This is a genomic window from Aeromonas sp. 160P (genome assembly GCF_055193095.1).
Genome location: NZ_JBUXKV010000001.1, coordinates 3067981 through 3090497, shown reverse-complemented (window position 1 = coordinate 3090497; position 22517 = coordinate 3067981). Strand labels below are relative to the sequence as shown.

The window sequence follows — 22517 nt, the reverse complement described above, 5'->3', positions numbered from 1 at the left end:
TTCGTCTTTGGCAAGCGTCCCCTATGGTAACCCTGTTTGGGCAGGGGGCCAGCCGCTATCAGTTAGAAATGTGGCCTGCATCGGAGGCAGGCCACATTTGCACCTATTTATCTGACGGTTTGCTTATCGGTTGAGACGCATGGAGTTGGTTACCACTATGAGTGAACTGAGTGACATGCCCGCCGCCGCCAGATAGGGGGGCAGCCAGCCGCAGGCCGCCAGCGGCAACACCAGCAGGTTGTAGCCGATGGACCAGCTGAAGTTCTCGATGATGATCTTGCGGGTACGCATTGCCAGCACTCTGGCGCCGAGCAAGCGGCTCAAGTCATCGGCCAGCAGGATGGCATCGGCGCTGTTTTTTGCCAGATCGGTGCCGCCCGCCATGGCGAACGAGGCGTGGGCTCCGGCCAGCACCGGGGCATCGTTGATGCCATCACCCACCATGATGCTGATATCCCCCTGGGCTTCACGGGCCTTGAGGTAGGCCAGCTTGCCATCGGGTGACACCCCTTTGACCAGCTCGTCGACACCCAGCTCGCGGGCAATATCGTCGGCTTGCAGGGAGCTGTCACCCGTGAGCACTGTGGTTTGCAAACCGGCCGCCTTGAATGCCGCGATCAGCGCCTTGGCATCGGGGCGCAGGGTATCTTCCAGATTGAAGCGCGCCAGCAGGTGTTGCTGGTTGGCCAGATAGATAGCCAGACCGCGCCCACTCTCTTGCGCCGGATCCAGCCCAAGCCAGCGCGCGCTACCGATGCGGTAGCGTACGCCGTCCACCAGCGCCGTGATGCCGTGACCGATGACAGGGCTGATGTCTGTGGTATGGGGCAGCACAGTGACGCTATTGGCGGGCAGCCGGAAGGCACGGGCAATCGGGTGTTCGGATTGCGCTTCCAGCGCTCTGGCGATGGCGAGGCAGTGCGTCTCGTCAACCTCTGCCAAGGTGGTGATGCCAGTCAGGCTGATTTCGCCGGTCGTTAACGTGCCAGTCTTGTCCATCACGATCCGGTTGGCTTTGGTCAGAATATCCAGGACATGGCCCCGGCGCAGCAAAACACCATTACGGGTCAGATTGGCGGTGGCGGAGGTCAGCGCTGTCGGGGTGGCCAGTGACAGGGCACAGGGGCAGGTGGCGACCAGCACGGCGAGGGCTATCCAGAACGCCTGCTCCGGTTGATGAAAGTGCCAGAAGGTCCAGACCGCTGCGGCAATGATCAGCAGTACCAGAATAAAGTGGCGTGACAGCTTATCCGCCATCTGGGCGATGGCCGGTTTGTCGTCAAGGGCATGATCTTGCAGCCGCATGATCTGGGCGATCCGCGACTCTTCGATACGGTGGCTGACCCGGATCTGCAGCGGGGCATCGGTATTGATGGTACCGGCATAGACCTGATCATCGCGCTGTTTGAGCAGAGGCAGCTGCTCGCCGGTCAGCATGGATTCGTTGAGGCTGGCTTGCCCTTCGACAATGATGCCGTCGGCCGGCAAGGTCGCACCGGCCAGCACCCGTACCCGATCGCCGACCTGCAAGGTCTTGGCCGCCACTTCATGCTCCCCTTCATCATCGATGCGGGTCGCCATGATGGGCACCAGCCTCGCCAGGTTGGAGCTCGATTCCGACGCCTTGCGCCGGGCCCGCAACTCGAGAAAACGGCCCAGCAGCAGGAAGAAGACGAACATGGTGATGGAGTCGTAATAGACCTCACCGGTATTGAACACAGTGGCCCACATGGAGGCGATAAAGGCACCGATCAGCGCCAGTGATACCGACACATCCATCGACAGGTGACCCTGTTTCAGGCTACGCCAGGCGTTGATGTAAAATGGCTGGGCCGAGTAGATCATGATGGGGGTGGAGAGCAACAGGCTGATCCACTTGAAGTAGACCATGAACTCCTCTTCGACGCTGATGAAGAGATCCATGTAGAGGGCCACAGCGCACATCATCACCTGCATCGAGCCGAGGCCTGCCAGTGCCAACCGGAACATGTAGCTGCGCACCTCTTTGGCGTAGAGCGCTTCCTGTTGATGGGTCTGAAACGGGTAGGCGCGATAGCCAATCTGGGCAAAGCCCTTGAGGATGTCGCTTAGAGAGAGTTGGGCCGGATCCCATTTGATGCGAGCGCGATGGGTGGTGGTGTTGACGTTGATATAGCGCAGGCCGCTTAACGTCGTGAGGTGGCGCTCGATAAGCCAGGCACAGGCGGCGCAGGTGAGCCCCTCAACCGTCAGCTGGATTTCGCGCATTGTCTGGCTACCAGAGCCGCTGTCGGTGACAAACTCCTGCTGTATCTCGGTCAGATCGTAGTGGCTGAGGGCGGCCAGCTCCTCGGGTACCAGATCTCCCCTGGTGCCGGGGGCGGTGCGGTGATCGTAGTAACTGGCGAGGCCGCACTCCATGATGGTTTCCGCCACCGCCTGACAGCCGGGGCAGCACATGGGACGGACTATCCCCTTTATCTCCAGCGCATAGTGACTATTGGCGGGTACTGGCTCACTGCAATGGAAGCAAGAGGTCATGGTGTATGTCCCTCAACGTGCTTGATCTGGCGATATGTCGGGCTGGCGTGAACCGGCTCGCCACAGCTAAAACAGCCGGTCATGGCTTAACGTCCTTTGGGGTCGAGTTCGACAGGCGCCAGGGTGGGCAGTTGGACAGTCTCTTGCAAGCGCCAATCGTGATCGAAGGCATCGACCCGGATATGCCATTTTCCGACCAGCGGCTTGTCGAAATGGAAGCGATAGGTGCCACTGGCATCGGCGGTGATCAGGTGTTCGCTATCCTGTCCGGCCAGGGTCGGATGGAACAGTGACAGATAGATCGCCTGCCCTGCAGGTATCTCGCCGCTAAGGGGTTTCAAGGTCAGCTCATTGCCATCGACCCGCAACGCGAAGCGGATATTGAGGGCTTCGGAGCGATCAAATTTGCTCAAGTCCTGATTGATCTCTTTCCCTTGTTTGTAATAGTCCTCGGCCACCAGATTGACGCCATCTTTACTGGCAATAATGGCGGTGGCGATGCCTGCGATCACCGCTGTGCTTGGCAGGGCGATGATAAACCAGGGCCAGAATTGGCGATACCATGGCTTGATGATGGGGTGGGTCATGATTGCTACTACCGTGAAACGAATGATTAACGTGGAAGGTGGTGTTTACGCAACACAAGATAACAAAAAGCCTCGAGTAGTCGAGGCTTTTTGCTGTGTAATCACGTGTTTATCACATGTTACATCTTTATGGGCGAACCTTATTTGGCAGACTGCTGATGAGACAGACTGTAAACGTAGGAGGCCAGCAGATGAACCTTGTCCTCACCCAGAATGTCCTTCCAGGCTGGCATCACGCCGTGACGACCGTGGGTAATGGTCTGCACCACCACTTCGCGGGAGCCACCATAGAGCCAGATGTTGTTGGTCAGGTCGGGTGCGCCGAAAGCAGTGCCGCCTTTGGCATCAGCCCCGTGGCAGGCAGCGCAGATGGCAAACCGTGCTTCACCCTTTTTGGCTTCGACCAGATCTACTTTACGCCCGGAGAGGCTCAGCACATAGGAGGCCACTTCCTGCACGCCATCTTTGCCGAGGATGTCACCCCAGGCCGCCATGATCCCCTGACGACCGCCCATGATGGTGGTCTTGATTTGATCGGGTTGGCCGCCCCATTGCCATTCGCTGTCGGTCAGGTTCGGGAAACCGCGACCACCACGGGCATCAGAGCCGTGACACTGGGAACAGTTCTGCAGGAACAGACGCTGACCCACTTTGAGGGCTTCCGGATCCTTGGCGATCTCGGTGATCTCCTTGTAGGTCTTGCCATCGGCCTGATAGGTGAGTTCACGGAACTTGGCACCATAGAGCTCGTCAGCCTTGGCCACTTCGCGGTCATACTCCACCGCACGACCTTCACTCTTGGCTGATTCATTTGCCGCTTTGGACTCTGCCAGCGAACGTACATCCTGGTTGGAGCTCTGCCAGCCCAGCACGCCCTTCCAGTTGCCCAGTCCTGGGAAGGCGACCAGATAAATCAGACCGGTGACGATGAAAAAGAGGAACATATAGGTCCACCATTTGGGCAGTGGGTTATTCAGTTCTTCAATTCCGTCGAAGCTGTGTCCCATGGACTTGCCTTCTTCGACACCCATTTTGTCCTTGAGGCACCATACCAACAGGATCACACAACCCAGAATGGTTCCCAGGGTTATGACGGTTACAAAAATGCTAAACAGAGTGCTCATTATTGCTTCGCTCCTGCGTTCTTGTTATCAGCACCGGGTTGCTCATCATCGGCAAAAACCAGATTGGCAGCCTCGTCGAAAGAGGTCTTGCGGCGTTTGCTATAGGCCCAGACGATGATGCCAATCATGATGGCCATCAACAGCAGGGTATAGAGACCGCGAAATGTGCCGTAGTCCATCATCGCCTCCTTATTTCAGGGCATGACCCAGTGATTGCAGATAAGCCACCAGTGCATCCAGCTCGGTCTTGCCCTTGACGGCATCAGTAGCACCCTGGATGTCGGCATCGCTATAAGGCACGCCGAAGTGATCGCGAAACAGCGCCAGTTTCTTGCCCGTCAACTCACCGGTCAGCACTGTGGTATCAAGCCAGGGATAACCGGGCATATTGGACTCTGGCACCACATCGCGCGGATTAATCAAGTGAGCGCGATGCCAGTCATCAGAGTAACGTCCTCCCACCCGGGCCAGGTCCGGACCAGTACGCTTGGAGCCCCACAGGAAGGGGTGCTCCCAGACGCTTTCACCGGCCACCGAGTAGTGACCGTAACGTTCGGTTTCAGCGCGGAACGGACGGATCATCTGGCTGTGGCAGTTGGTGCAGCCTTCGCGAATGAATACATCGCGTCCTTCCATCTGCAGGGCGGTATAGGGCTTGAGGCCCTCCACCGGTTCTGTGGTCTGTTTTTGGAAGAACAGCGGGGTAATTTCAACCAGGCCTCCCAGACTGATGGCGAAAATGATGCCGACCACCAGCAATGGGACGTTCTTTTCAAAGATCTCGTGACGGTTATTGTTGCTCATGCTTGGACCTCTGCATTCAGGCTGGCTGGGCCACAGGTTCCAGGGAACCTTTGGGGGCGGTGATAGTGCGATAAGCGTTGTAGGCCATCAGCAACATGCCGGTGACGAAGAAGCAGCCACCCAGGAAGCGCACAAAGTAGAAGGGGTAGGATGCCTCAAGGGCCTCAACGAAGCTGTAGGTCAAGGTGCCATCCTCGTTGACCGCACGCCACATCAGCCCCTGCATTACACCGGAAATCCACATGGCAACGATGTAGAGCACGGTGCCCACGGTCGCCAACCAGAAGTGCACGTTGATCAGGCGAACGCTATACATACGCCCCTGCTCAAACAGGTTCGGGATCAGATGATAAACCGCACCGATAGAGACCATGGCAACCCAACCCAGCGCACCGGAGTGCACGTGACCCACGGTCCAGTCGGTGTAGTGGGAGAGGGCGTTGACGGTTTTGATCGCCATCATCGGGCCTTCGAAGGTCGACATGCCGTAAAACGACAGTGACACGATCAGGAAGCGCAGGATGGGGTCATAACGTAGTTTGTGCCAGGCACCGGAGAGGGTCATGATGCCGTTGATCATGCCGCCCCAGGAGGGCACAAACAGGATCAGGGACATCACCATGCCCAGAGACTGAGCCCAGTCAGGCAGCGCGGTATAGTGCAAGTGGTGTGGACCGGCCCAGATATAGAGGGAGATCAGCGCCCAGAAGTGCACGATGGAGAGGCGATAGGAGTAAACCGGACGGCCCGCCTGCTTGGGCACGAAGTAGTACATCATGCCAAGGAAGCCGGCAGTCAGCAAAAAGCCCACCGCGTTATGGCCGTACCACCACTGCACCATGGCATCCATTGCGCCGGAGTACATGGAGTAGGACTTGGTCATGCTGAGGGGAACAGACATGCTGTTGACGATATGCAGCACGGCCACCGTGATGATAAAGGCGCCAAAGAACCAGTTCGCCACATAGATGTGGGAGGTGGTACGTGTCATCAGGGTACCGAAGAACACAATGGCATAGGCAACCCAGACCAGGGTAATGGCGATATCAATCGGCCACTCCAGCTCGGCATACTCCTTGCCACCAGTCATGCCTAGCGGCAGGGTAATGGCGGCAGAAATGATGATCGCCTGCCAGCCCCAGAACACGAAGGAGGCGAGACGGCCACCGAACAGCCTGGTTTGACAGGTGCGTTGCACCACATAAAAGGAGGTCGCCATCAGTGCGCTGACGCCGAAAGCAAAAATTACTGCGTTGGTGTGGAGGGGCCGCAAGCGACTGTAAGTCAGCCAGGGAGTCTCGAAGTTGAGGGCAGGCCAGATCAACTGGGCTGCGATCAGTACGCCAACCGACATGCCGACAATTCCCCAGACAATCGTCATGACGGTAAACTGGCGAACAACGGTGTAGTTGTACTCAGGGTGGTTTGTTGTATGGCTCATCGTTATATTCCGCTTCCGATGCTGCTGTTGTTTGGTTTTGTATCCGGACAACCGGACTGGCTTCATTGAACTACCGCCCACGCTTGTTAACACCTGTTAACGAAAGGAAAAGCAAAAGATAGTTAAATGAAAACTTCATGGGAATGATACTGAACTGACAGGTAAAATAACAGTATAAACAGTGATATATTTGGCTTCGCCCAGCCCCGTTTTTAGGGCTATTTACCTTGTCACAGATCACAAAAACACTATTTTTATTACACCTTATCAGGGCTGTTTGAATGAAAGAGAAATTGAGTGCACGTAAAGTATTCCACCTCTCACTGGTGCTGGCGCTACTGTTGGCGCTTGTGGCCTATCGCACCTGGTTTTCGGTTGATAACAGTGCAACGGTTGATCAGATAAAAGATCAGATTTGTGATCTTTCCCACAGCAGTTGCAGCGAATTGATTGGCGGCAAGTCGTTGACCGCGGCGATTAGTGAGTTACCGGTACGTGCAGAGCAGGACTTTGTCGTGCGCCTGACTGGTGGTGATCCGGCCATCAAGCCGGTAAAAGCCTGGCTCGAAGGCAGAGATATGTTTATGGGGACCATTCCGGTGAATTTTGAACAAATAGCCGGGGGATGGCAGGGCACCACCCTGGTGGGGAGTTGCACCTCTCCCATGATGGTGTGGCTACTCAATATTGAATGGAGCAATGGGCAACGTCAGCAATTAATGCTGTCAGTGGCGCGGTAATAACGCCGCCGTGGCGGATGGTTACCGTGAAAAAATATTTGAAATTTTCCTGTCAGGCGTTACCTTGCCTGCAAGCCACAGGGAGTGAAATCGATTTAATCATGATTGAAAAAACACAGTTTTACCGCACCTTCAACCGGCAAGCCAAGGCGCTGCTTGAGGGAGAAACCGATCTGATTGCCAATCTGGCCAACCTGTCAGCGCTGCTTGGACAGGAACTGACCGATATCAACTGGGTCGGTTTTTATCTGTTGCAAGGGGACACCCTGGTGTTGGGACCATTTCAGGGCAAACCGGCCTGCGTGCGCATTCCGGTCGGTCGTGGTGTATGTGGTACGGCCGTCGCAGAGGGCAAGACCCAGCTCGTGGACGATGTGCATCAGTTTGATGGACATATTGCCTGCGACGGGGCCAGTAATGCTGAAATTGTGATTCCGGTGCATCGCCATGGCGAGATCATCGGGGTGCTTGATATCGACAGTCCGATTTTTAACCGTTTCGACCAGCAAGACCGGATTGGACTCGAAGAAACAGTACAAATTTTGGAAAGCATGCTTTAAGTCATTGCTAGATGGTTCGCAAAAGGCCCCAAGCTCTCTATAATGGGGCCTTTGTTGTGCTCGGGTTATGCCCGTGCGTTTATATGAAAGCCAAGGTTATACATGGAAAACACTGAGAAGCTGAAGAACAGTAAAGAGATCGTTGCCTACCTGGTCGAGAAATTTCCGGCCTGCTTCGTTGCTGAAGGAGAGGCCAAGCCGCTCAAGATTGGCATCTTCCAGGATTTGGCCGAGCGTCTTGCTGACGATGCCAGAGTCTCCAAGACCATGCTGCGTTCTGCACTGCGTCAATACACCTCCAGCTGGCGCTATCTGCACGGCCTCAAAGCTGGCCAGGCTCGTGTAGACCTGGACGGTAACCCGGGCGAAGTGCTGACCGAAGAGCACATCGAGCATGCCAAGCAAGCGCTCAAAGAAAGTAAAGAGCGTGTGTTTGCCAGCCGTCGCACCAACACCAAAGAGAAAGAGAAGGACGAAAAGGCCAAAAAGCCCCGCCGTCCTGCTGCGCGTAAAGCTGAAAAAGCTGACGTAGCTGCCAAGCCGAAGGTTGAAGCCAAAGCGCCGGTAGCAGAAGCGCCGCTGGTTAAAGTGGACGCCGCTACGCTGAAAGTTGGGCAGGATGTACGAGTCGTCATGGGCAGGTTCCCGGTTCCGGCAACTATCAAGGAAGTGACCAAGGATGATGTGCAGGTCCAACTGCAGACTGGCATGATGGTGCGGGTCAAATCAGAGCACTTGGTTCTCTAAGGAGACAAATGTTGAAGCATGGCGTAATTCGTTTTTCCCTCGTTGCCTGTAGCCTGGCGCTTGCCGGGCTTGCACAGGCCATCGAGCCGGTGCTCAAGGAGAGTGATTTGCCTGTGTTGGCTCAAGAGAGCCAACATGCTACGGCCAGCAAGCGAATTGCCAATCTGTTTACCCGCTCGCACTACAAACAGTTCAAGCTGGATGATGCCTTTTCCTCCGTTGTTTTTGACAAATATCTGGAGAATCTGGACTACAGCCGCAATCTGTTTTTGGCCTCTGACATCAGCCGTTTTGACAAATACCGTAATGGTTTTGACACCGACCTCGAAAGAGGCCGTCTGGCACCTGCCTACGAGATGTTCAACCTGAGTCAGCAACGGCGTTATGAGCGGTTCGAATACGCCCTCAAACTGCTTGATACTCCTTTTGATTTTACCCAGACCGACAACTATCAGTTTGATCGGGAAGGGGCGGCTTGGCCCAAGGATGAAGGCGCACTCAATGAGTTGTGGCGCCAACGGGTCAAGTTCGATGCCCTGAGCCTCAAGCTCAGTGGCAAGGAGTGGCCCGAGATCAAGGAGCTGCTTGGCAAGCGTTACAACAACGCCATCAAGCGGATGTCCCAGACCGAGAGCGAGGATGTGTTCCAGCTCTTCATGAACTCCTTCGCGCGCGCCATCGAACCGCATACCAGTTATCTCTCTCCCCGTAATGCCGATCGTTTCAACACCGAGATGAACCTCTCGTTGGAAGGCATTGGCGCCGTATTGCAGGCCGAAGATGACTTTACCGTCATCCGTTCTCTGGTGCCCGGTGGTCCGGCTGCCAAATCAACCCATCTCAAGGCCGATGACAAGATCACCGGTGTTGGTCAGGAAGATGGCAAGATTGTCGATGTGATTGGCTGGCGTCTTGATGACGTGGTCGAGCTCATCAAAGGGCCAAAAGGGAGCAAGGTGAAGCTGGAGATCCAGCGTGGCAAAGGTGCTGCACTCAAAACCGAGCAGGTCGAGCTGATCCGCGACAAGGTGCGCCTTGAAGATCGTGCCGCCAAGTCAAAGGTAGTCACTGCCGAAGGCAAGAAGATCGGTGTCATCGAGATCCCCAGTTTCTACGTCAATCTCCACGACGACGTGATCAAGGAGCTCTCCAGCCTGAACAAGCAGAAGATCGATGGTCTGATCATCGATCTGCGCGGTAATGGCGGTGGTGCACTGACCGAAGCCTCTGCCTTGAGCGGGCTGTTCTTCGCCAGCGGTCCTGTGGTGCAAATTCGTGATCACATGGGCCGTATCACGGTCAATGGCGATGATGATGGCAACATCTATTACGGCGGCCCCATGTCGGTGATGATCGACCGGTACAGCGCCTCGGCGTCCGAGATCTTTGCTGCTGCCATGCAAGACTATGGCCGCGCCCTGATCCTGGGTGAAAACTCGTTCGGCAAGGGCACGGTGCAACAGCATCGCAGCCTCGCCAAGGTCTATGACTTCTACGAGCAGCCGCTGGGTCACGTGCAGTACACCATCGCCAAGTTCTACCGGATCAACGGTGGCAGTACCCAGAACAAGGGCGTTGCGCCGGATATCAGCTTCCCGACGCCGGTTGCACCGGAAGAGACGGGTGAAAGCCGCGAGTTCAATGCGTTGCCGTGGGACAAGATTGCCTCCGCCAACTACCAGACGCTCGGTAACTTCACCAGTCAGCTGCCCAAACTGCAGTCGGCTCATGAGGCCCGGATCGCCAAGGATCCCGAGTTTGCTTATGTGATGCAGGACATCGCCGACTACAAGGAGGAGAAAGACAAGAAGTCGGTCTCCCTCAACGAGGCGGAGCGTGTTGCAGAGCAGGCGAAACAGGATGAGAAAGCACTCAAGCGCACCAACGAGCGTCTGGCTCGTCTTGGCAAGCCAGCGGTGAAGAGTCTGGATGAACTGCCCGCTGATTTTGAAGCGCCCGATGAGTATCTCATCGAAGCTGCCAATATCACGGCGGATCTGGTCAAGACCAGCAAGCGCAGCTGAGCAAGCTAGCATAATGAACAAGGGCGACTACGGTCGCCCTTTCTTTTTGTCTGGCGTATCTGACGTAATGCAAATTGTTTGACCCCGCCAGTTGGTTGTGACAGCCTCTTTCTCGCCTTTAACAAGCGTGGAAGCAGACAATAATGACCGATCACTCCCAGGCCATGACGGCCAAATATCGCCAGGATTATCAGGCGCCGCTCTACTGGATCGACACCCTTGACCTCGATTTCCAACTGCAGGAGCCGCTGACCCAGGTGACCGCCATCACCCGTATTCGCCGCAACGGTGAGCACAATGCGCCGCTGGTTCTCGATGGTGAGCAGCTGACCCTGAAAAGCGTTGCCATTGATGGCATTCCCTGTGACCACTACGAGCAAGGCGAGAGCAGCCTGACCCTGTTCAACCTGCCTGCCGAATGTGTGCTGACCATAGTCACCCTGCTGGATCCGGCTGCCAACACCGCGCTGGAAGGGCTTTACAAGTCTGGCGATGCCTACTGCACCCAGTGTGAAGCGGAAGGGTTTCGCCGCATCACCTATTATCTGGACCGCCCCGACATTCTGGCGCGCTACAGCACCCGCATTACCGCCGACAAAGCCCAGTTCCCCTTCCTGCTCTCCAACGGCAACAAGGTTGATAGCGGTGAGCTCGATGGCGGCCGCCACTTCGTGCAGTGGCAGGATCCCTTCCCCAAACCGAGCTACCTGTTTGCGCTGGTGGCCGGTGATTTCGATGTGGAGCGCAGCCACTACACCACCAAAAGCGGCCGCAAGGTGGCCCTCGAGATCTTCGTCGACAAGGGCAACCTCGATCGCGCCGGTTTCGCCATGGAGAGCCTCATCAACTCCATGCGCTGGGACGAGCAGCGTTTCGGCCTCGAGTATGATCTCGACATCTACATGATCGTCGCGGTCGATTTCTTCAACATGGGCGCCATGGAGAACAAGGGGCTCAACATCTTTAACTCCAAGTTCGTGCTGGCCAATCCGGCCACTGCCACCGATGGCGACTACCACGGTATCGAACGGGTGATCGGTCACGAATATTTCCACAACTGGACCGGCAACCGTGTCACCTGTCGCGACTGGTTCCAGCTCAGCCTGAAAGAGGGGCTGACGGTATTCCGGGATCAGGAGTTCTCCTCCGATCTGGGTTCCCGTGGCGTCAACCGCATCAACAACGTGCGCACCGTGCGCGGCCCGCAGTTTGCCGAAGATGCCGGCCCCATGGCGCACCCGATCCGTCCGGATGTGGTGATCGAGATGAACAACTTCTACACCCTGACCGTCTACGAGAAGGGGTCGGAAGTGATCCGCATGATGCATACCCTGCTGGGGGAAGATGCCTTCCAGGCCGGCATGCGTCTCTACTTCGAGCGTCACGATGGCTCGGCCGCCACCTGCGATGATTTCGTGCAGGCGATGGAGGATGCCTCCGGTGTGGATCTCGGTCGTTTCCGCCGCTGGTACAGCCAGTCCGGCACGCCAGAGCTGACCGTCACCGACCAGTACGATGCCGCCAGCGGTATCTATCGCCTCCATGTGAGCCAGCACACCCCGCCGACCCAGGATCAGCCGCAAAAGCTGCCGCTGCACATCCCCCTCGATATCGAGCTTTATGACGAGCAGGGTGCCGTCATTGCGCTGCAATTTCAGGGCAAGGCCATCGGCAACGTGCTCGACGTGCTGGAAGCGGAGCAGACCTTCGAGTTCGATCAGGTGCCGGTCAAGCCGGTTCCCTCCCTGCTTCGCGACTTCTCCGCGCCGGTCAAGCTGCACTATGACTACAGCGATGAAGCGCTCGCCTTCCTGATGCGCTATGCCCGCAACGAGTTTGCCCGCTGGGATGCCGCCCAGATGCTGATCAACAAGGCGGTCATCGAAGGGGTGGCGCGGGTACAGCACGGGCAGGGGGTTGAGCTCTCCCAAACCCTGCTGGCTGCCTTTGTCGCCATTTTTGACGATAGCGAGCTGGATTTGGCCCTCAAGGCGGAGCTGCTGGCGCTGCCCGGTGAGGCAACCCTGGCCGAGCTGTTCGAGGTGGCCGATATCGATGCCATCCATCAGGTGCGCGACGCGATCCACACCCGTCTTGCCGAGGCTTTCGGCACGCGGCTGGCGGCTACCTATCAGAGCCTGCGTCTGAGCGGTTATCAGGTGGTGCACGCCGACATGGCCAAGCGGGCCCTCAAAGGGGTGGTGCTCGGCTATCTGGCGGCGCTGGACTCTCAGCATGCCGACGCGCTGGTGCGCGAGCAGTATGCAACTGCCGACAACATGACCGACACCCTGGCGGCGTTGCAGGTGGCCAACGGCTATCTGCTGCCATGTCGCGCTGCACTGCTGGCGGATTTCGAGGGCAAGTGGGCCAAGGATGGATTGGTGCTGGACAACTGGCTGCGGCTGATTGGCAGCAAGCCCGCCGCCGATGTGCTCGGCGAAGTGAAACAGGCGATGAGTCACCCCACCTTCAGCATTCGCAACCCGAATCGGCTGCGGGCGCTGATCGGCAGCTTCGCCATGAGCAATCAGGTGCAGTTCCATGCGGTGGATGGCAGCGGTTACCGCTTCCTGACCGATCTGCTGATCGAGCTCAACGAGGTCAATCCGCAGGTGGCATCCCGCCTCATCACCCCGCTTATCCAGTTCAAGCGACTGGATGAGGCGCGCAAGGCCCTGATCCGCGCCGAGCTGACCCGTCTGGCCAACCTTGAGGGGCTGGCACGGGATCTGTTCGAGAAGGTAAGCAAGGCGTTGCAGCAGTAAGTACCGACGGGGCAGGGGCGTTGAACGCGTCTGCCCCTATTATGTGATTTGCCGGGTGATCAGGAGCAAGCGTGAAGCAGTTTACTTTTCGGCTCTCATTGAGCAGCGATGAGGTGATGCTGATGTATCAGGGCCATGCCAAACGGCTGGTGGTGCGCAGCGAACAGGGGTTGACCCTGGAACTTGGCATAGAAAAAATACGGCCCTTTGTCGCCATCAATGGTGTGCATGGCTACTTTCGGTTGAAAACCCAGGATGATTACCGCTTTATCAGTCTCGAACGCATAAATTAACAAAAATCGAACAGATTACCGACTGTTTATCTGCTTTGCGTCACTATCTATCCGGTAAACTGGCACAAAGGTAGTGGGAATTTCTGTATTTTTGGTTATTTGCAAAATTTCTCACAGTTTAAGCCGTGATCTGTACCTTGTTTTTAACATCTCGTTAGCACCTATCCTCGCCTTCCCTTATCCAAGCCATTACACTTCGCAACAACTCTGCACCAGCGGGTAACCAGGGTGGTTACCTCTGCGTCGGTGGTTAATGTCGTCCGATAAGGAATATAAAAATGGCATTGAAAGACGCCCCTACCTCAGTTCTGCTCGAAAACGTTCTCAGCCTGATCCATCAGAAGTTGCCCAAAAACAGTGCCTCTCTGGTCGAGCGCTTTGTTGCCAAGTTTTACGGCAACATGGCGAGCTCCGATCTGCACGATCGCAATGACAGCGATCTCTACGGCGCGGCCCTGAGCCTGTGGAATGCCCTCAATCAGCGTACCGGCACCGACCCCTATATCCGGGTCTACAATCCCGAGCTGACCCGTCACGGCTGGCAATCGCCCCATACCATCGTCGAGGTGATCCTGCAGGACTCCCCCTTCCTTGTGGACTCTATCCGCATGGCGCTCAAGCGGCTCAATATCACTGCCCACATGATGCTGCACCAACCGCTGCACCTCATTCGTGGCGAGGATGGCAAGATTGGCGCCATTCTGGAGCTCGGCAACACCGACGGGCAGACCTCGGTCGAAACCGCTTTCCTTATCGAGATCGACCACCTCACCAGCGAGGAGCAGATGGCCGCGCTGGCTGCCGAGCTCAACTCGGTGGCCGGTGAAGTGGCGCTGGCGGTCGGCGACTGGCAGCCGATGCTGGCCAAACTCAATGAGATCATCGACGAGCTGCCCAAGCGCAAGAGCCCGGTCAGCAAGGAGGAGGTCGCCTCCTGCGTCGCCTTCTTGAAATGGGTGGCTGCCCACAACTTCACCCTGATGGGCTATCGCCGCTACGACGTCAAGGCGGTGGAGGGGGATCACGAGATCCTGCCGCAGGCCAGCTCCAGCCTCGGTCTGATGAAGAACTCCATCAAGGAGGTGGGCCAGCGCCTTGGCAACATGCCTGCCAGCGCCCGTCATGCCGCCCTGAGCTCTGACTTGCTGATCCTCACCAAATCCAACAGCAAGTCCCGGGTACACCGTCCGGCTTATGTGGATTACATCGGCATCAAGCGCTTTGACGAGCATGGCAAGGTGGTGGGGGAAGATCGCTTCATCGGCCTCTACGCCTCTTCCATCTACAACACCAGCGCGACCCAGATCCCGCTCATCAGCCATCGCCTCGAGCGCATCATGGCCGCCTCCGGTCACGAAAAGGGCTCCCACGCCTACAAGGCGCTGCTCAACGTGCTGGAAACCTATCCCCGCGACGAGCTGATCCAGGCTCGCGAAGATGAGCTGCTGGCCACCGGTCTCGGGGTGCTGGAGATGCAGGAGCGGGACATGCTGCGGCTGTTCGTGCGCCGGGATGTCTACGGTCGCTTCTTCTCCTGCATGGTCTATGTCACCAAGGAGCGCTACAACACCGCACTACGGATCAAGACCCAGCAAATTTTGCAAAAGTATTTTGGCAGCGACATCGATGTGGAGTTCAACGTCTACTTCACCGAGGGCGTGCTGGCGCGGACCCACTACATAGTGCGGGTCAACAACAACAACGTGGATGTGGATGTGAACGAAGTACAGAACAACCTGATTGAAGCGGCCCGCAGCTGGGACGACCGACTCGACTCCGTGCTGCTCTCCCACTATGGCGAGGCCCGTGGCAACGAGCTGCGCCGCCGTTTCAGCACCGCCTTCCCCCGCGCCTACAAGGAAGATGTGCTGCCGGGCTCTGCCGTGGCCGACATTATGGCGCTCGATAACCTGAGCGAAGCCGAGCCGCTGGGCATGTTGTTCTACCGCGCGCAGGAGGAGGAGAACGACCGTCGGGTACGGCTCAAACTGTTCCATCGCACCGAGCCCATTCACCTCTCCGACGTGCTGCCGATGCTGGAGAACATGGGGCTGCGGGTGATCGGTGAAACCCCGTATCAGGTTCGCACCCCGAGTGGCGATCTGTTCTGGATCCTCGACTTCTCCATGCTGCTGCGTGGTGAGCAGCCCTTTGATCTGGCCCAGAGCCAGCAGCGCTTCCAGCAGGCGTTTGCCGCTATCTGGAACAAGCAGCTGGAAGATGACGGCTTCAACCGGCTGGTGCTGGGGGCGGGTCTCACCGGTCGTCAGGTCTCGGTGCTGCGCGCCTACGCCAAATATATGCGCCAGACCGGCGTCTCCTTCAGCCAGTCCTATATCGAGGAGACCCTGACCCGTTATCCCGAGATCGCCCAGCAGCTGTTTACCCTGTTCGAGCAGCGCCTCGACCCCGCTGGCAAACAGGACGCCCAGGCAGAAGCCAAGCTGCACGAGGAGCTTGCCGCCAAGCTGGATCAGGTGGCCAACCTTGATGACGATCGGATCATTCGCCGCTATGTGGAGATGATCGACGCCACCCTGCGCACCAACTACTACCAGCGCGACAAAGCGGGCCACATCAAGCCCTACATCTCCTTCAAGTTGGCCCCCTCCAGCATCACCGACATGCCGCTGCCGCTGCCCAAATTCGAGATCTTCGTCTACTCGCCACGAGTGGAAGGGGTGCACCTGCGCTGGGGCAAGGTGGCCCGTGGCGGCCTGCGCTGGTCTGATCGCAAGGAGGACTTCCGCACCGAGGTGCTGGGGCTGGTGAAAGCCCAGCAGGTCAAGAACACAGTTATAGTGCCGGTGGGGGCCAAGGGTGGTTTCTACTGCAAACAGATGCCGGTGGGGGCAACCCGCGCCGTCATTCAGGAGGAGGGCAAGGCCTGCTATCGCCTGTTTATTCGCGGCCTGCTCGATGTGACCGACAACATCATCGGCGGCGAAGTGATCCCGCCAAAATCCGTGGTACGCCACGACGAGGATGACTACTACCTGGTGGTCGCCGCCGACAAGGGCACGGCGACTTTTTCCGACATCGCCAACGAGATCAGCCTCGAATACGGCCACTGGCTCGGCGATGCGTTTGCCTCCGGCGGCTCGGTCGGTTACGACCACAAGAAGATGGGGATCACCGCCCGCGGCGCCTGGGAGTCGGTCAAGCGCCATTTTCGCGAGATCGGCGTCAACTGCCAGACCACCGACTTCACCTCTGTCGGGATTGGCGACATGGCGGGGGATGTGTTCGGCAACGGTATGCTGCTCTCTGAACACACTCAGCTGGTGGGCGCCTTCAACCACATGCACATCTTCATCGACCCGACCCCGAATGCGGCCAGGAGTTTTGTCGAGCGCCAGCGTCTGTTCGATCTGCCGGGCTCCAGCTGGGATGACTACAACCGCGAGCTGATATCACACGGGGGCGGGATCTTCCTGCGCTCCGCCAAGTCCATCAAGCTCAGCCCCGAGATCCAGACCCTGCTTGGCAGCGACAAGGCCAGCATGGCGCCGAACGAGCTGATCAAGGCGCTGCTCTGCCTCAACGTCGATCTGCTGTGGAATGGCGGCATCGGCACCTATGTGAAGAGCGCTCGGGAGAGCGATGCCGAAGTCGGGGATCGCAGTAACGACGCGCTGCGGGTCAATGGTCGTGATCTGCGGGCCCGCATCGTCGGCGAGGGGGGCAACCTTGGCTTTACCCAGCTCGGACGGGTGGAGTTCGCCAGCCAGGGCGGTCGCATCAACACCGATTTTACCGACAACGTGGGCGGGGTGGATTGCTCCGACAACGAGGTGAACATCAAGATCCTGCTCAACCAATTGGTGGCTGCCGGGGATCTGACCCTCAAGCAGCGTAACCAGATGCTCTATGAGATGACTGACGACGTGGCGCAGATCGTGATCACCAACGCCTACCGCCAGTCCCAGTCCATCTCGGTCACCAGCTTCCGTGGCACCGAGCAGCTCAAAGAGCAACAGCGCTTTATTCAGGGGCTGGAGCGGGAAGGCAAGCTGGACCGTGCGCTGGAGTTCCTGCCCTCTGATGAGGAGCTCTCCGAGCGGATGGCGGCAGGGCAGGGGCTGACCCGACCCGAACTGGCGGTGCTGGTGGCCTACGGCAAGATGGTACTGAAAGAGCAGCTCAACTGCCCGGAAGTGACCGACGAGCCCTTCCTCGCCAACATGCTGGTTACCAGCTTCCCGGCCAAGGTGCAGCAGCAGTTTGGTGCCCAACTGGCCGATCACCCATTGCGCTCCGAGATCATCGCCACCCGGGTGGCCAACATGCTGGTCAACGACATGGGGCTCAACTTTGCCAGCCGGATGAAGGACGAGACCGGTGCCTCGGTGGCGGAAGTGGCCTGCTGCTTCGCCATGGCCCGCGAAGTGTTTGGCATGAACCAGCTGTGGCGCGATATCGAAGGGTGCGACAACCTGGTGGGGGCAGAGACTCAGCTCGAGCTGATGTTCTACAGCCGCCGCATCGTGCGCCGTGCCACCCGCTGGTTCCTGCGCGCCCGCAATCGCAGCTGGAGCATCAGCGAAAACATCGCCTTCTTCCGCCCGGCGTTCGAGACCTTAGGGAAGCACCTCTACGAGGTGATGGATGAGAGCGAAGTGGCAGAACATCGTCAGGCTGTTGCCAAATGGATGGAGAAACAGGTGCCTGAGGCCATTGCCCGTCAGGTCGCTCATATGAGCAGTCTCTTCTCCTGCCTGGATCTGGCGCAGATTGCCGCAGAGCACCAGACCGATATCCTGCTTGCCGCCAATGTCTACTATCGCCTCGGGGCCAAACTGGATCTGCACTGGTTCCTCGACCAGATCAACCATCAGCCGGTCGGCAACCACTGGCAGGCGATGGCGCGGGCCTCCTTCCGCGAAGATCTGGACTGGCAGCAACGCAGTCTCACTTCTGTGGTACTGGAAGGGTGCAAAGATCAGGGAGAATGCGCTACCATACTGGCCGACTGGATTTCGGAGCATGAGCAACTCTTGTCCCGTTGGACCCATATGTTGGCCGACTTCAAGACCACCAGTACCCACGAGTTCGCCAAGTTCTCGGTGGCCTTGCGAGAGTTGAACCTGCTCCAGTTGAATTGCCGGGCACTTTAATTGCCAGATTAAGGCATGATACCGGCATTACACCCAAAGCCCCGGCCAGTTGCCGGGGCTTTCTTTAAGGAGCAAAGATGTTGTACCCCATCGCCAGGCATTTCCTGTTCAAGCTCAATCCGGAGCAGGCTCACGATCTCTCCATGAAATATTTGCCCCGTCTTCTCGGTACGCCACTCGATTGTTTCTTCCGCCAGAATTTACCCAAACGCCCCGTCACTGTCATGGGGCTTTCTTTTGCCAATCCGCTGGGGTTGGCGGCGGGTCTGGATAAAGATGGTGAGTGCATAGATGCGCTGGGCGCCATGGGATTTGGCTTTATCGAGGTAGGTACTGTCACCCCCAAACCCCAGAGCGGCAATGACAAGCCTCGGCTGTTCCGGGTTATTCCGGCAGAGGGGATCATCAACCGGATGGGATTCAACAACAAGGGGGTGGATCATCTGGTGGCCAAGGTGAAAGAGGCCAAATATCAGGGGGTGATCGGCATTAATATCGGCAAGAACAAAGATACCCCCATCGAGCAGGGCAAGGATGATTACCTGATCTGCATGGACAAGGTTTATGATCACGCCGGTTATATTGCCGTCAATATCTCTTCCCCCAACACCCCCGGTTTGCGTTCGCTGCAATATGGCGAGGCGCTGGATGAATTGCTGGCGGCCCTCAAGGTGCGTCAGCAAGAGCTGGCCGCCCAATATAAAAAGTATGTGCCGCTGGCGGTTAAAATTGCCCCGGATTTGAGCCTTGAAGAAATAGATCAGGTTGCCGCTTCGCTGGTGCGCAATGGCATCGATGGTGTGATCGCTACCAATACCACCCTCGAGCGCGAGATGATTTATGACATGCCCCACGCCGGTGAAGCGGGTGGCCTGAGTGGTCGTCCACTGCAACACAAGAGCACCGAGGTGATCCGTCATCTGGCCAAGGCGCTAAATGGTGCGCTGCCAATTATCGGGGTAGGTGGTATTGATAGTGCCATGGCTGCCCGTGAAAAATTGGCCGCAGGTGCCAGTCTGGTGCAAATTTATAGCGGTTTTATTTTTAAAGGACCGGGTCTGGTCAAAGAGATCGTGACCAATATATAAGAAATAGGGTGGAGCCCTTTATTTGATGTTGCTGATTTTATCGACATGGAATAAAGTCGATAGACGAAATATCAAGCAAGGGCTCCAACATGTTTATCCAACCGACCGATAGCTGGCAATGGCACTATGATGCCCAGAGTGACCGTCTGATGTTGGACCTGTCTGATAACATGTTATTTGCGACCGAGTATAAAGGGCGGCAATTGGTGCCCAGCTCCTTTGCTACCCAGCCTTTTTGTGTCGATGATGCCGCCCTCTATTATCAGTTGATGGATAAAGCAGCCGAACTTGATTGGACTATTCCCCATCAGGTGCAAATGGTGCTCAATGCCATCGCTGTCAGTCGCTTTTATAAACCCCTGATGCCGCAAAGCTGGTTTTTTAGTGAACAGCATCCGCTGGTGATCCCGCAAAACGGTGATCTGGTCTGGATGAATACCCCACAGGGTAACGGGGAATTTATGATTATTGAGGTAGGGGAGCAGGCCAGCGTCTGTTTGAACCTCACTGCCGATCTGGTATTGACCACCAGTAAAACCTTGCCCCGTTTTGGGGTGATCAAGGTGATGAATAACCGGATGAAACCGCGTATTACCGTGACCGAGCAATATCGTCAGGTCAGTTAAGTCGGTGTGCTGTTAACCCGCTTGCGGTTATGGTGGGCGATGCTCTTGCCTTAACGCTGTTTTGTTTGCCATTTGCTTTATTCGGTTTGCTAGAGCCCCCTGCATCTTCTGTAGATTCTCCCTCTGTCGGTCATTTCTCGCCGCTTTCCCAACAGATCAGCGTGCCTTCCTCTTCACTTCCTTTTCATTAATGCAGCAAAAAAAAGTGGCGGGATATTATTCCCGCCACAACCTCTGTCACTCACAATTTTCAGACTGGAGAGCACTGAAACCAGAGTAATAAAACCAGAGTACTGAAACTGTTACTTGAACCAATGCGACTTGAATAAACGGAACCTGAACCAATGGAACCTGAATCGATGAGGCTGCTTGAACAGACCACAAACCCGTCGGTTTGTGGTCTGTCTGCTTGCTTATACTTTGAAGAAGCGGATCCCCTGATCCAGCTGTTGAATGATGTCGGTGAGCTGGGATGCATCGTGGTTGACGCTCTCGGCCGCTGCCACGTTCTCCACTGACATCTGGGTGATCTCTTCGACGGATTGGGCAATCAGCTGGCTGGCCGCTGCCTGTTCATGGAGCATGGAGCTGATCTCCTGAATAAGGCCAACCACCTTGCGTGAGCTCTGATCGACCTGAGCCATGGTGTTGCTGGAGTGATCCGTGGTCTCCCGCACGGTATCCATGCTGTCGGCGCAGGTATTCATCCCTTTCACCGCGCCGGTCGCCCCTTGCTGGATCGACTGCAGCATCTCGTTGATCTCCTGGGTTGCTTGCGTGGTACGGCCGGCCAGGGTGCGCACCTCATCCGCCACCACTGCAAAGCCACGCCCCATGTCACCGGCGCGGGCTGCTTCAATGGCGGCGTTCAGCGCCAGTAGGTTGGTCTGGTCGGCAACCCCCTGGATCATCACCGAGATCTGGCTGATCCGGGTGATGTCATCAAACAGCCCCTGAACTTGCTTGGCGGAGTCATTGACCGCTGCGGTTACCCGCACCACCTCTTGAGAGGCCCGCTTGACCTGCACTTCCCCGGCATGGGCAATCTCGCCAGACTCCATGACCACGGTATTGGCCTGATTGGCGAAGGAGGAGAGCTGGGAGACCGAGGTGGTCAACTCTTCCACCGAGGCGGCGGTATTGGCGGTAGCCAGCGACTGCTGCTGGGAGCTGGTGTTGACTTGCTGCGCGGCGGCGACCAGCTGAGAGGAGCTGGCAGTGAGCCCTTCGGCGGCATGCTGCATGGTCGAGACGATATCGCGCAGACTGCGGCGCGCGTTGATCATCGAGTGCTGCATCTGGGTCAGTTCATCATTGCCTTCCGCGTTGTCTTTCGCGGTGAGATAACCGGCGGCCAGCTGTTTGATCTCTTCCATGATGCTGGCCAGTGGCTGGTTGATGCTGTTGCTCAGCAGCCAACCCAGCAGCAGGGACAAGATGACAGAGAGGGTGAGAATGGTGTAGGTCGTGGCAGTGAGATCAGCGACGACCACATCGCTGTCGTTATAGGCTTTGGTGCCCAGTTGTTCATTGAATTCCACCAGCTTGCTGAGCTGGTCGTCGAGCACTTTGAAATTGGTAGCGGCTTCGCCTTTCATCAATTTGACGGCGGTGTCGTTATCGTTGGCATAGCTGGCGGCCATGGCCTTTTTGGCACTCTCTTTGTAGATAGGCCATGCCCGATCCGCTTGCGCCAGTGTGGCTTTCTCGGTATCGGTCAGCTCGGTGGCGCGATATTTATTGAGCAACGTCTGCATTTGTTGCTCGTAGTCATCCATTTCACGGGCAATGTTGTCCATCCCGGCCTGGGTTGGTTCGATAACATAATCAAACAGTGAGCGGTTATGGTAGATCGCCTGCATATTGGCGTTGGCGAGATCCTTGATGGGGGTGAGGTTGTTGATATACATCTCATTCAACATGTCGTTTATAACGCTGGTATTTTGTTTGCCATATAACCCCACCCCGATCAGGATAAGGTTCACCAGTAAAAATGAGATTATCAATCGCACTTTAATGGAAAACTGACGGATTAGATTGTTCATAGATAGCCTCATGCTAATGGTGAGCGTTCCTTG

General features: G+C 56.9%; 16 protein-coding genes. 9 read left to right on the top strand and 7 right to left on the bottom strand.

Annotation, left to right across the window (positions count from 1 at the left end):
- Positions 1-123: 123 nt before the first annotated feature.
- The 6 genes from ACY8FN_RS14430 to ccoN all read right to left on the bottom strand — a co-directional run bounded on the left by ACY8FN_RS14430 (position 124) and on the right by ccoN (position 6476).
- Entirely contained in the window at positions 124-2520 is a 2397-nt protein-coding gene (locus ACY8FN_RS14430; RefSeq protein ID WP_463100388.1) for a heavy metal translocating P-type ATPase, read from the bottom strand.
- A gap of 86 nt (positions 2521-2606) precedes the next feature.
- Entirely contained in the window at positions 2607-3095 is a 489-nt protein-coding gene (locus tag ACY8FN_RS14425) for a FixH family protein (RefSeq protein WP_101317242.1), read from the bottom strand.
- Positions 3096-3247: 152 nt separating this feature from the next.
- Complete coding sequence (gene ccoP, locus ACY8FN_RS14420; protein WP_101317136.1) at positions 3248-4231, bottom strand: cytochrome-c oxidase, cbb3-type subunit III; 984 nt, start codon at positions 4229-4231, stop codon at positions 3248-3250.
- The gene (locus ACY8FN_RS14415) at positions 4231-4410 is read right to left on the bottom strand and encodes a CcoQ/FixQ family Cbb3-type cytochrome c oxidase assembly chaperone (RefSeq protein WP_068978880.1); all 180 of its coding nucleotides are present in this window, start codon (positions 4408-4410) and stop codon (positions 4231-4233) included. The genes ccoP and ACY8FN_RS14415 overlap by 1 nt, the downstream gene beginning before the upstream one ends.
- Before the next feature lie 10 nt (positions 4411-4420).
- Complete coding sequence (ccoO, locus tag ACY8FN_RS14410) at positions 4421-5035, bottom strand: cytochrome-c oxidase, cbb3-type subunit II (protein ID WP_068978879.1); 615 nt, start codon at positions 5033-5035, stop codon at positions 4421-4423.
- 16 nt (positions 5036-5051) lie between these two features.
- Positions 5052-6476 (bottom strand): cytochrome-c oxidase, cbb3-type subunit I, encoded by a 1425-nt coding sequence (gene ccoN, locus ACY8FN_RS14405; RefSeq protein ID WP_101317134.1) that lies wholly within the window; start codon positions 6474-6476, stop codon positions 5052-5054.
- Positions 6477-6757: 281 nt separating this feature from the next.
- Here ccoN and ACY8FN_RS14400 point away from each other — a divergent pair, with 281 nt between their 5' ends.
- The 9 genes from ACY8FN_RS14400 (at position 6758) to ACY8FN_RS14360 (ending at position 20439) form a co-directional block, all read left to right on the top strand.
- The gene (locus tag ACY8FN_RS14400; RefSeq protein ID WP_101317132.1) at positions 6758-7216 is read left to right on the top strand and encodes a hypothetical protein; all 459 of its coding nucleotides are present in this window, start codon (positions 6758-6760) and stop codon (positions 7214-7216) included.
- Positions 7217-7317: 101 nt separating this feature from the next.
- Complete coding sequence (locus ACY8FN_RS14395) at positions 7318-7776, top strand: GAF domain-containing protein (protein ID WP_463101183.1); 459 nt, start codon at positions 7318-7320, stop codon at positions 7774-7776.
- Between the two features lie 102 nt (positions 7777-7878).
- Positions 7879-8523: an RNA chaperone ProQ gene (gene proQ, locus ACY8FN_RS14390; RefSeq protein ID WP_068978875.1), complete on the top strand. Its 645-nt coding sequence runs from the start codon at positions 7879-7881 to the stop codon at positions 8521-8523.
- Positions 8524-8531: 8 nt separating this feature from the next.
- On the top strand, positions 8532-10547 hold the full coding sequence (gene prc, locus ACY8FN_RS14385) for a carboxy terminal-processing peptidase (RefSeq protein ID WP_463100387.1): 2016 nt from the start codon (positions 8532-8534) through the stop codon (positions 10545-10547).
- Positions 10548-10690: 143 nt separating this feature from the next.
- Positions 10691-13315, top strand: a complete 2625-nt coding sequence (gene pepN / locus ACY8FN_RS14380; protein WP_463100386.1) for an aminopeptidase N — start codon at positions 10691-10693, stop codon at positions 13313-13315.
- 71 nt (positions 13316-13386) lie between these two features.
- Positions 13387-13608 carry a DUF2835 domain-containing protein gene (locus ACY8FN_RS14375; RefSeq protein ID WP_042023382.1) on the top strand — a complete coding sequence of 74 codons (222 nt, stop codon included), beginning with the start codon at positions 13387-13389 and terminating at the stop codon, positions 13606-13608.
- A gap of 278 nt (positions 13609-13886) precedes the next feature.
- Entirely contained in the window at positions 13887-18725 is a 4839-nt protein-coding gene (locus ACY8FN_RS14370; protein WP_463100385.1) for an NAD-glutamate dehydrogenase, read from the top strand.
- A 77-nt stretch (positions 18726-18802) separates the two neighbouring features.
- A complete protein-coding gene (gene pyrD, locus ACY8FN_RS14365; protein WP_042023386.1) occupies positions 18803-19813 on the top strand; it encodes a quinone-dependent dihydroorotate dehydrogenase in 1011 nt (336 codons plus the stop codon).
- Positions 19814-19902: 89 nt separating this feature from the next.
- Complete coding sequence (locus ACY8FN_RS14360; RefSeq protein ID WP_463100384.1) at positions 19903-20439, top strand: cell division protein ZapC; 537 nt, start codon at positions 19903-19905, stop codon at positions 20437-20439.
- A gap of 413 nt (positions 20440-20852) precedes the next feature.
- Here the strand turns inward: ACY8FN_RS14360 and ACY8FN_RS14355 are convergent, their stop codons facing one another.
- The gene (locus ACY8FN_RS14355; RefSeq protein WP_463100383.1) at positions 20853-22484 is read right to left on the bottom strand and encodes a methyl-accepting chemotaxis protein; all 1632 of its coding nucleotides are present in this window, start codon (positions 22482-22484) and stop codon (positions 20853-20855) included.
- Positions 22485-22517: the final 33 nt, after the last annotated feature.

Excerpts from the sequence above, each read along its gene's own strand:
- ACY8FN_RS14430 (WP_463100388.1), bottom strand. The coding sequence starts at position 2,520 with ATGACCTCTTGCTTCCATTGCAGTGAGCCAGTACCCGCCAATAGTCAC.
- ccoP (WP_101317136.1), bottom strand. The coding sequence starts at position 4,231 with ATGAGCACTCTGTTTAGCATTTTTGTAACCGTCATAACCCTGGGAACC.
- ACY8FN_RS14415 (WP_068978880.1), bottom strand. The coding sequence starts at position 4,410 with ATGGACTACGGCACATTTCGCGGTCTCTATACCCTGCTGTTGATGGCC.
- ccoO (WP_068978879.1), bottom strand. The coding sequence starts at position 5,035 with ATGAGCAACAATAACCGTCACGAGATCTTTGAAAAGAACGTCCCATTG.
- ccoN (WP_101317134.1), bottom strand. The coding sequence starts at position 6,476 with ATGAGCCATACAACAAACCACCCTGAGTACAACTACACCGTTGTTCGC.
- ACY8FN_RS14400 (WP_101317132.1), top strand. The coding sequence starts at position 6,758 with ATGAAAGAGAAATTGAGTGCACGTAAAGTATTCCACCTCTCACTGGTG.
- ACY8FN_RS14395 (WP_463101183.1), top strand. The coding sequence starts at position 7,318 with ATGATTGAAAAAACACAGTTTTACCGCACCTTCAACCGGCAAGCCAAG.
- proQ (WP_068978875.1), top strand. The coding sequence starts at position 7,879 with ATGGAAAACACTGAGAAGCTGAAGAACAGTAAAGAGATCGTTGCCTAC.
- prc (WP_463100387.1), top strand. The coding sequence starts at position 8,532 with ATGTTGAAGCATGGCGTAATTCGTTTTTCCCTCGTTGCCTGTAGCCTG.
- pepN (WP_463100386.1), top strand. The coding sequence starts at position 10,691 with ATGACCGATCACTCCCAGGCCATGACGGCCAAATATCGCCAGGATTAT.
- ACY8FN_RS14370 (WP_463100385.1), top strand. The coding sequence starts at position 13,887 with ATGGCATTGAAAGACGCCCCTACCTCAGTTCTGCTCGAAAACGTTCTC.
- pyrD (WP_042023386.1), top strand. The coding sequence starts at position 18,803 with ATGTTGTACCCCATCGCCAGGCATTTCCTGTTCAAGCTCAATCCGGAG.
- ACY8FN_RS14360 (WP_463100384.1), top strand. The coding sequence starts at position 19,903 with ATGTTTATCCAACCGACCGATAGCTGGCAATGGCACTATGATGCCCAG.
- ACY8FN_RS14355 (WP_463100383.1), bottom strand. The coding sequence starts at position 22,484 with ATGAACAATCTAATCCGTCAGTTTTCCATTAAAGTGCGATTGATAATC.